Genomic DNA, 10,926 nt, shown 5'->3' with positions numbered 1-10,926 from the left:
TGGGTCGGCACCGTATTTCTGTTCTATACAAAGGGGTTAGCGGTAATGGTGGCTGACGACAAGCTCCTCGAGTACCTCAAGCGGGTGACGGCCGACCTCCACCAGACCCGGCAGCGCCTTCGTGAGGTGGAGGCCGGCGAGCAGGAGCCCATCGCGATCGTCGCGATGAGCTGCCGGTTCCCCGGAGGGGTCGCGAGCCCCGAGGACCTGTGGAACCTGGTCGCCGCCGGCGCGGACGCGATGTCGCCGTTCCCGGACGACCGCGGCTGGGACAACGGGCGGATCTACGACGCCGACCCCGAGCAGTCCGGCACGTCCTACGTCCGGTCGGGCGGTTTCGTCGACGGCGTCGCGGAGTTCGACTCCGGCCTGTTCGGCATCAGCCCCCGCGAGGCCCTTTCGATGGACCCGCAGCAGCGGCTGCTCCTCGAAACGGCGTGGGAGGCGTTCGAGCGGGCGGGCATCGACCCGCTCTCGCTGTCCGGCGCACGGGTCGGCGTGTTCGCCGGCTCCAGCGGTCAGGACTACGCCTCCCTGCTGCAGTTCTCCCCGGACAGCGTCGAGGGCTACGGCCTGACGGGCACGGCGGCCAGCGTGGTCTCGGGACGCGTGTCCTACACGTTCGGTCTCGAGGGCCCCGCCGTCACCGTGGACACCGCGTGTTCGTCGTCGCTCGTCGCTCTGCACCTGGCCGCGCACGCACTGCGTCAGGGGGAGTGCTCTCTCGCGCTGGCCGGCGGTGTGACGGTGATGTCGACCCCGGGTGCCTTCATCGAGTTCAGCGCGCAGCGCGGGCTGTCCACCGACGGCCGCTGCAAGGCCTTCGCCAAAGCCGCCGACGGTACCGGCTGGGCCGAGGGCGCCGGGCTGCTGCTGCTGGAGAAACTGTCGGACGCCCGCCGCAACGGCCACGAGGTCCTGGCAGTGGTCCGCGGTTCCGCCGTGAACCAGGACGGTGCGAGCAACGGCCTCACGGCCCCCAACGGGCCCTCCCAGCAGCGCGTCATCCAGGAGGCGCTGGCGAACGCCGGCCTCACCGCCGACCAGGTCGACGCGGTCGAGGCGCACGGCACGGGTACGACGCTCGGTGACCCGATCGAGGCGCAGGCGCTGCTCGCCACCTACGGCCGGAACCGGCAGACCGATCAGCCCATGCTGCTCGGCTCGGTCAAGTCCAACCTCGGCCACACCCAGGCCGCCGCCGGCGTCGCCGGCATCATCAAGATGGTCGAGGCGATGCGTCACGGCGTGCTGCCGAAGACGCTGCACATCGACGAGCCCACGCCGCACGTCGACTGGTCGGCGGGTGCCGTCCAGTTGCTGACCGAGCAGAGGGACTGGCCGCAGACGGGGCGGCCGAAGCGGTTCGGCATCTCCTCGTTCGGCATGAGCGGTACGAACGCGCACACGGTCATCGAGGAAGCCCCGAGCCCTGAGCCGACCGTGCGGACCGAGCAGAGCGGCGCGCCGTCCACGCTCGTCTGGACGGTCTCCGGGAAGACGGAGCAGGCACTGCTGGGCCAGGCGGCCCACGTGCTGTCGCACGCGGAGATCTCCGAAGCGGCGCCTCTGGACCTGGCCTTCTCGCTCGCCACCGGCCGCGCGGCCCTCGACCACCGGGCCGTCGTCGTCGGAGAGACCCGCGAGGACCTGCTGCGCGGCCTCCGTGCGCTCGTCGCCGGCACTCCGGCCCAGGGACAGGCACAAGGCGTTGCCCCGGAGAACGGCCGGCTCGGCCTCCTCTTCTCCGGGCAGGGTTCGCAGCGGCCCGGGATGGGCCGTGGACTGTACGAGGCGTTCCCGGTGTTCGCCAAGGCGTTCGATGCCGTATGCGCCGAGCTGGACCGGCACCTCGACCGGCCGGTCAAGGACGTCGTTCTCGCCGCGGACCCCGCGGACGAGGCCACCGCAGGACTGATCGACCGGACCGTCTTCACACAGGCCGGTCTGTTCGCGGTGGAGACGGCTCTGTTCCGCCTCCTCACCTCCTGGGGCATCCGCCCCGACTACCTGCTGGGCCACTCCATCGGCGAGCTGTCGGCCGCTCACGCGGCGGGCGTGCTGTCCCTGGAGGACGCCGCCGCACTGGTGGCGGCCCGCGGACGGCTGATGCAGGCGCTCCCCGGAGGCGGGGCGATGGTCTCGCTCCAGGCCACCGAGGACGAGGTGCAGCCCCTGCTGCGCACGGGCGTGTCCATCGCCGCCCTCAACGGCCCCCGCGCCGTGGTCGTCTCCGGCGACGAGGACGCCGTCCTGGAGATCGCCGCGCACTTCGAGGCGCAGGGACGCAAGACCAAGAGGCTGCGGGTCAGCCACGCGTTCCACTCGGCGCACATGGAGGCGATGCTCGACGAGTTCCGCGCCTTCGCCAGGACGATCGAGTTCAGGGCCCCCGAGCTGCCGATCGTGTCCAACCTGACCGGTGCCCTCATCGGTGCCAAGGAGATCGCCGACCCCGGCTACTGGGTACGCCACGTCCGCGAGGCCGTCCGCTTCCACGACGGAGTCCGGACGCTCCTCGACCACGGAGTCACCGCCTTCCTCGAGATCGGTCCGGGCGGCGTACTGAGCGCCCTGGGCCAGGAAGCCCTGACGGAGACCGTCGCCGGAGCCGGCCGGCCCGTGTTCCTCCCCGCCCTGCGCAGTGACCGCCCCGAGGCGCGGTCACTGGTCACCGCCCTCGCCGAACTGCACGTACACGGCAGCGGACCGGACTGGCAGGCGTTCTACGAAGGGACGGGCGCCCGGAACACCGTGCTGCCCACCTACGCCTTCCAGCGCAAGCGCTTCTGGCCGAAGCTGTCCGCCGCCTGGGCCGGTGACGCCACCGCCATGGGCCTGCGCGCGGCCGAACACCCGCTGCTGAGCGCCGCGGTCACCCTGGCCGACGGCGACGGCATGCTGTTCACCGGCAGGCTCTCGCTGGGCACCCACCCCTGGCTGGCCGACCACACCGTCCTGGGCACCGCCCTGCTGCCCGGAACCGCGTTCGTGGAACTGGCCGTCCACGCGGGCGACCAGGTCGGCTGCGGCCAGCTCGTCGAGCTCAACCTCGAAGCGCCGCTCATCCTCCCCGAGGAAGGCGGCGTCGCCGTCCAGATGACGGTCGGGGCACCCGATGACACCGGGCACCGTCCGCTGTACGTGTACTCCCGCCCCGACGGCCAGGACGGTGACGAGACCTGGACCCGCAACGCCGGCGGAATCCTGGCCCCCGGCCAGGCCGCTGCCCCGGACTGGTCCGCCTTCACCGAGTGGCCGCCCCGGAACGCCGTCCAGGTACCCATGGACGACTTCTACGCCCAGCTCGAAGCCGCCAACTACGGTTACGGGCCCGCATTCCAGGGCCTGAAGGGCGTCTGGCGGCAGGGCGACGACGTCTTCGCCGAAGTGCGCCTCCCCGATGAACCCGCCACCGAGGCACAGCGGTTCGGCCTGCACCCGGCCCTGTTCGACGCCGCGATGCACTCACGGGCCATGCTGGGCAACGGCGACGAGGGCGGCCCCGGCCAGGAACGGCTGCCGTTCTCCTGGACCGGTGTGTCCCTGTACGCCGCCGGCGCGGCGTCGCTCCGCGTGCGGCTCTCGCCCACCGGCACCGACACCGTGTCCGTCGCACTCGCCGACGACACCGGGGCGCCCGTCGCCTCCGTCGCGGCGACCGTGCTGCGCCCGGTCTCCGCGGAGCAGCTCAACACGTCCCGCAGCCCCCACCACGACTCGCTCTTCAGGGTCGACTGGCCGGTCGTCCAGGGCACCGGCACGGAACCCGACACCAGCGACTGGATCGTCCTGGGCGACAGCGACTTCGGTCTCCCGTCCGGCGGCCGGTTCCCCGACCTGTACGAACTCGGCGCAGCGGTCGACGACGGCCTCGCCGCACCCGGCACCCTCCTCGTCCCTTGTGTGACCGAACCGGGCACCGACACGGTCGAGGCGGCGCACGGGGCTGTCGCCCGCGTGCTGGCGCTCGCCCAGATCCTGCTCGAGGACGAGAGGTTCGCGTACACCCGCATCGTCCTCATCACCCGCGGTGCCGTCGCCGCCACCGACGAGGACGAGGTCGAGGACGTCGCGCAGGCCACCGTGTGGGGTCTCGTCCGCTCGGCACAGTCGGAGAACCCGGGCAGGTTCACCCTGGCCGACATCGACGGGCTGCCCGCGTCGCACCGAACGCTTCCCCAGGCGCTGGCCGACGGCGAACCGCAGTTCGCCGTCAGGGCCGGCCGGATACGGGTACCCCGGCTCGCCCGGGTCGGGGCGCATGCCGCCGACACGGCGGTCGTCCCCTTCGCCGACCCTGCGGGCACCGTCCTGGTGACCGGTGCCACCGGCACCCTGGGCAAGCTGTTCGCCCGCCACCTCGTGACCGCCCACGGCATCCGCCATCTGCTCCTGGTCAGCAGGCGCGGGCCCTCGGCGGAAGGCGCCGCCGAGCTGGAGGCCGAACTCGCGGCGCTGGGCGCCACCGTCACCGTCGCGGCCTGTGACGTGGCCGACCGCGCACAGCTCGCAGCCCTGCTGACCGCGATTCCCGCACCGCACCCGCTGACCGCGGTCGTGCACGCCGCGGGCATCACGGACGACGGCGTCCTCCCCGCCCTCACACCTCAGCGCATCACCGCCGTACTGCGCCCCAAGGTGGACGCGGCGGTCACACTGCACGAGCTCACCCAGGACCTGGACCTCCGTGCCTTCGTCCTGTTCTCCTCGGTAGCCGCCACCCTCGGCGGCGCCGGGCAGGGCAACTACGCCGCGGCCAACGTCTTCCTCGACTCCCTCGCCCAGCACCGCCGCGCCCGCGGACTGCCGGCCACCTCGCTGGCCTGGGGGCTGTGGGCCGACCGCAGCGGCATGGCGGCGAACCTCGACGACACGCAGCTGAGCCGCATCGGCCGGTCCGGCGTCGGCTCCATGGAGTCCGCGCAGGGCCTGGCCCTCTTCGACGCCACCCGCAGGCTGGACGACGCCCTGCTCGTGCCGGCCCCCCTCGATGTGTCCGGGGCGCGCGCAGCCGGCTCCGTCGAAGCGGTCCCGCCCATGCTGCGCGGCCTCGTACGTCTCCCCGCGCGCCCCGCCGCGAACAGCGGCGCCGGCCCGGGCTCCGCCGAGGAGACACTCGCGCAACTGCTCGCACCGCTCGACGACGTCGGCCGTGCGGCCGCCGTCCTCGACCTGGTGCGTACCCAGGCGGCCGCCGTCCTCGGCTACGCGGAGCACGACGAGATCGGCGCCCAGCGGGCGTTCAACGACCTGGGCTTCGACTCGCTCACCGCGATCGAGATGCGTAACCGGATGAACCTGGTCACCGGGCTGCGCTTGCCCTCGACCCTGGTCTTCGACTATCCGACGCCCGCCGCGCTCGCCGACCACGTCACCGAACTGGTCGCCGGTTCCGTACCCGCGGGCCGTGCTGACTCGCCGCGGGCCGACGCCGCGGACAGCGGTGAACCCATCGCCATCATCGGGATGAGCTGCCGGCTGCCCGGAGGCGTGGAGACGCCAGAGGACCTGTGGCGCCTGCTGGACGAGGGCCGCGACGCGATCACGGAGGTCCCGGAATCACGGGGCTGGGAGATCGAAGGGCTGACCGGCGGATTCCTCGCCGATCCGGGCGACTTCGACCCCGCGTTCTTCGGCATATCGCCCCGCGAGGCCATCGCGATGGACCCGCAGCAGCGGCTGCTCCTGGAATCCTCCTGGGAAGCCGTCGAAGCGGCGGGCATCGACCCGGCCGGCCTGCGCGGCACCCGCACCGGGGTCTTCGTCGGCTCCAGCGGCCAGGACTACACCGGACTGCTGCAACAGGCCGAGGACAACAACGCCGGCTACATCCTGACCGGCACCACCGCCAGCGTCATCTCGGGCCGCGTGTCCTACACGCTCGGCCTCGAGGGACCCGCCCTCACGGTCGACACCGCCTGCTCTTCGTCCCTGGTGGCACTGCATCTGGCGGCCCAGGCACTGCGGAACGGCGAGTGCTCGATGGCACTGGCGGGCGGCGTCATGGTCATGGCCACCCCGGCCGGGTTCGCCGGTCTCAGCGGGCAGGGCGGCCTCGCCTCCGACGGCCGCTGCCGTGCCTTCTCCGAATCCGCGGACGGCACCGGCTGGAGCGAGGGCGTCGGCGTTCTGCTCGTCGAACGACTCTCCGACGCCCGGGCCAACGGCCACCCGGTCCTGGCAGTGGTCCGCGGGTCGGCGATCAACCAGGACGGCGCCAGCAACGGACTGACCGCACCCAACGGCCCCTCGCAGCAGCGCGTCATCCGACAGGCCCTGGCGAACGCCGGGCTCACCACACGGGACGTCGACGTCATCGAGGCGCACGGCACCGGAACGCCACTGGGCGACCCCATCGAGGCACAGGCCGTGCTGGCCACCTACGGCGGCGACCGGACCCTGCCCGTGCTGCTCGGCTCCATCAAGTCGAACATCGGCCACTCGCAGGCCGCCGCCGGCGTCTCCGGCATCATCAAGATGGTCCTCGCGATGCGGCGGGGAACGGTGCCGCGAAGCCTCCACCTCGACGAGCCCACCACCCACGTGGACTGGTCCACGGGAGCGGTGTCCCTGCTCCAGCAGGCGGTGCCCTGGCCCGACACCGGCAGGCCGCGCCGCTCCGCCGTCTCCTCCTTCGGAATCAGCGGCACCAACGCCCACGTCGTCCTCGAACAGGCCCCCCAGAACACCGAGGCCGCCCCCTCGACGGTCGAGGAGTCGTTCCTCGGAGCGGCGGCCGTCCCGTTCGTGCTCTCGGGCACCTCGGCCGAGGCCCTGAGCGACCAGGCCGGTCGCCTGCACCGCCACCTGCTGACCCACGACGACGCGGTCCTGGCCGACACCGGCTGGTCGCTGGCCACGACCCGTACCCGCTTCGGACACCGGGCGGCAGTCGTCGCGGCAGGCAGGGACGAACTCCTGCACGCGCTCGCCGCCCTCGCCGACGGCAGCGGAGCTCCCGGCCTCGCACAGGCGGTCGCCCCCGCCGAGCAGCCCAAGGTCGTCTTCGCGTTCCCCGGCCAGGGCGCGCAATGGGCGGGCATGGCACGCGGACTCCTGGACAGCAGCCCGGTGTTCGCCGAGCGGATCCGCGAGTGTGCCACCGCCCTGTCCGAGCACACCGACTGGTCCCTGCTCGACGTGCTGCGCGGTACGCCCGACGCCCCCGGACTCGACCGCGTCGACGTGGTCCAGCCCGCCCTGTGGGCCGTCATGGTCTCGCTCGCCGAGGTATGGCGTGCCGCCGGTGTCGAACCGGCCGCCGTCGTCGGCCACTCGCAGGGCGAGATCGCCGCGGCCTGCGTCGCCGGCGCGCTGACGCTCGACGACGCCGCCCGCGTGGTGGCGCTGCGCAGCAGGGCGATCCTGGAACTGTCGGGCCTGGGCGGAATGGCCTCCGTACCCGAGCCGTCGGAGAAGGTACGTGCCCGGCTCACGCCCTGGGAGGGACGCCTGTCCGTCGCCGCCGTCAACGGGCCGTCCTCCGTGGTCGTTTCCGGTGACGCCGACGCCCTGGACGAACTGCTCGCCGCCTGCACGGCCGAAGGGGTCCGCGCCAAGCGCGTCGACGTCGACTACGCGTCGCACAGCGCGCATGTGGAGCGCATCCACGACCGCCTGCTCACCGTGCTCTCCGGCCTGTCTCCGCGGACGTCGCAGGTGCCCCTGTACTCGACGGTCACGGGCGAACTGCTGGACACCGCGGTCATGGACGCCGAGTACTGGTACGGCAATCTCCGCCGGACGGTACGCCTGGAGGAGACCACCCAGGCCCTGCTCGGCTCCGGTCACCGGGTGTTCGTCGAGATCAGCCCGCACCCCGTCCTGGCCGTCGGACTCCAGGAGACCCTCGACGAGGCGGGCCTCGACGGTGCCGTCCTCGGCTCGCTGCGCCGCGACGAGGGCGGTCCCGACCGGTTCCTGTCCTCGCTCGCCACCGCTCACGTACACGGGGTGCCCCTCGACTGGACCGCGCTCTTCGCGGGGCGAGACGTCCACCTGGCCGAACTGCCCACGTACGCCTTCCAGAACCAGCGGTACTGGCTGCCGATCCGGAACAGCACGTCCGGAGACCCGGCCTCGATCGGACTCGGCACCGCCGACCACCCGATGCTCGCCGCCGGAGTGGCCCTCGCCGACGCCGACGGCTATCTGTTCACCGGACGGCTGTCTCCCCGGACCCAGCACTGGATCGGCGACCATGTCGTCATGGAGACGATCCTGCTCCCGGGAACCGGCTTCGTGGAGATGGCACTGCGAGCGGCCCAGCAGGTCGGCTGCGACCTCGTGGAGGAACTCACCCTCGAGGCGCCGCTCGTCCTGCAGGAACGCGGCGCCATGCACGTGCAGTTGGTCGTCGGCGCACCGGACGCCACCGGACGCCGCCCACTGACAGTCCACTCCCGCCCGGCGGACCGTCCGGCCGAGGCCGGCGGCCTCGCCGAGACCCCCTGGCGGCGACACGCCACCGGTGTGCTCGCCACCCGCACCGTCTCCGGACCGTCGTTCGACTTCACCGCGTGGCCTCCCACCGGGGCCACGGAACTCGAGCTCGAGGGCGTCTACGAACAGGCCGCCGGGCTCGGCTTCGGATACGGGCCGATGTTCCAGGGCCTGCGCGCCGCCTGGCAGTCCGGCGAGGACATCTACGCGGAGGTGGCCCTCCCGGAGGACGGCCGGGCCGAAGCCGCCGGCTTCTCCCTGCACCCCGCCTTGTTCGACGCCGCGCTGCAGGCCATGGGACTCGGATCGTTCGGTCCCGGCCAGGGCCGCGGCGAGGACGCCGGCAAGCCCAGGCTCCCGTTCGCCTGGCGCGGTGTGAGCGTGTACGCGACCGGGGCGTCCGTCCTCCGGGCGCGGCTCTCCCCGAGCGGTGCGAACGGCATAGCGTTCCAACTGGCAGACGGCACAGGGGCGCCCGTGGCCTCGGTCGACGCCCTCGACATGCGGCCGGTCGACCCCCAGCAGCTGAGGTCGGCCACGCACGAGGAGAGCGATTCCCTCTTCCGGCTCTCCTGGGAGCCGGGGCCCTCCACGCCCGCCGAGCCCGTCACCACGGGCCCATGGGCCGTCCTCGGCACCGACCCCGCGGCCCTGTCCGCAGCCGGCGTCCAGGCAGTCGGGCACGCGGGCCTCGACGCGCTCCTCGCGGCCGTCGACGCAGGCAGTCCACTGCCGGACACCGTGATCGCACGCATCGGGGCACCCGAGAACCATGGCGCGGCCGCCGGTGCGCACACCGCCGCCCGCGCGGCGCTCGCCCTGCTCCAGAGCTGGCTGGGCGACGAACGCCTCGCCGCGACCCGCCTGGTGTTCCACACCTCGGACGCGGTGGCGGCCACCGCCGGCGACGGTGTCGCCGGCCTGGCCACTGCACCGGTCTGGGGCCTCGTCCGCTCGGCGCAGGCCGAGCACCCCGACCGCTTCGTCCTGGTTGACTCCGACGACAGCGAGGCATCCTGGCACGCACTGCCCGCGGCCCTCTCCCTGCCGGAGACACAGCTCGCGCTGCGGGACGGGGCGGTACTGCTGCCCCGCCTGGTACGCACGTCACCGGAGGCGGAAGCCGTCACCGGTGAGGTCTTCGACACCGCAGGAACGGTCCTGGTCACCGGCGGCACAGGCACCCTGGGAAGCCTGCTCGCCCGTCATCTGGTCACCCACCACGGAGTACGCCACCTGCTCCTGCTGAGCCGGCAGGGCGAGACGGCCGAGGGCTCCGCCGAACTGCTGGCCGAACTGCGGGACGCCGGCGCCACCGCGCGTGCCGTCGCCTGCGACGCGGCGGACCGGGACCAACTGGCCCGGGCGCTCGGCACCATCGAGGAAGCCCACCCGCTGACCGGCGTCGTACACGCGGCAGGAGTCCTGGACGACGGTGTCATCACGTCCCTCACCGGCGACCGGGTGGACGCCGTGCTGCGGCCCAAGGTCGACGCAGCGGTCAACCTCCACGAACTCACCCGCGACAGCGGCCTGTCGGCATTCGTGATGTTCTCCTCGGCCGCCGGAACCCTCGGCAGCTCCGGGCAGGGCAACTACGCGGCGGCCAACGCCTACCAGGACGCCCTCGCCCACCACCGCAGGGCCAGCGGCCTCCCCGCCACCACTCTCGCCTGGGGGTTCTGGGCGCAGGCCAGCGGCATGACCGGGCACCTCAGCGACGCCGAGGTACGCCGGATGAGCGGGGGCGGTGTCACCGGTCTCTCCTCCGAGGAGGGACTCGCTCTCTTCGACCGCGCCACGGCGTCCGACGACGCTCTGCTGATGCCGGTCCGGCTGGACTTCGCGGCCCTGCGCGCCCAGGCGGCGGCAGGCGCGCTGCCGCCCCTGATGCGACGGCTGGTCCGCGTGGCCGCGCCACGCGCTGCCGACTCGGACGGCACCGGCGCAGGGGGAGTCGGGCTGGCACAGCGACTGGCAGGGCTGTCCGAGGAGGACCGCGACCGCGTGGTCCTGGACCTGGTGCGTACCCATGCGGCGGCGGTCCTCGGTCACGCCTCCGCCGACGCGGTGGAACCGGACATGGCGTTCAAGAAGCTCGGATTCGACTCGCTCATCGCCGTCGATCTGCGTAACCGCCTCAACGCCGCCACCGGACTGCGGCTGCCCGCGACACTCGTCTTCGACTACCCGACGCCGACGGAACTGGCCGCGCACCTCCGTACCGAGGTCGTCCCCGACACCGGCGCGGCCGACGCCCCCGTGCTCGCCGGCATCGACCGGCTCGAGGCCCTCCTCCGTTCCGTGGGCACGGACGACGACCGGCGCACGCGGATCACCCTGCGGCTCAACGCCATGCTCGCCGACTGGGGCGACATCCGGGTTGCGTCCGCACCCGCCGCACCCCCGCAGGACCTCGACACCGCCAGCGACGACGAAATCTTCGACTTCCTCGGCAAGGAGTTCGGTATCTCGTGACCA

At 72.8% G+C, this 10,926-nt stretch carries 1 protein-coding gene; it reads left to right on the top strand.

Translation table 11 applies throughout. The features are described from left to right. Positions 1–48: 48 nt before the first annotated feature. Positions 49–10,923, top strand: a complete 10,875-nt coding sequence (locus ABZ441_RS30295) for an SDR family NAD(P)-dependent oxidoreductase (protein WP_358980001.1) — start codon at positions 49–51, stop codon at positions 10,921–10,923. The last annotated feature ends 3 nt before the right edge of the window (positions 10,924–10,926 follow it).

The organism is Streptomyces sp. NPDC005752, assembly GCF_040630715.1.
Taxonomy (GTDB): domain Bacteria; phylum Actinomycetota; class Actinomycetes; order Streptomycetales; family Streptomycetaceae; genus Streptomyces.
The sequence above is the reverse complement of the archived record's forward strand: the minus strand, read 5'-3'. Positions and strand labels throughout refer to the sequence as shown.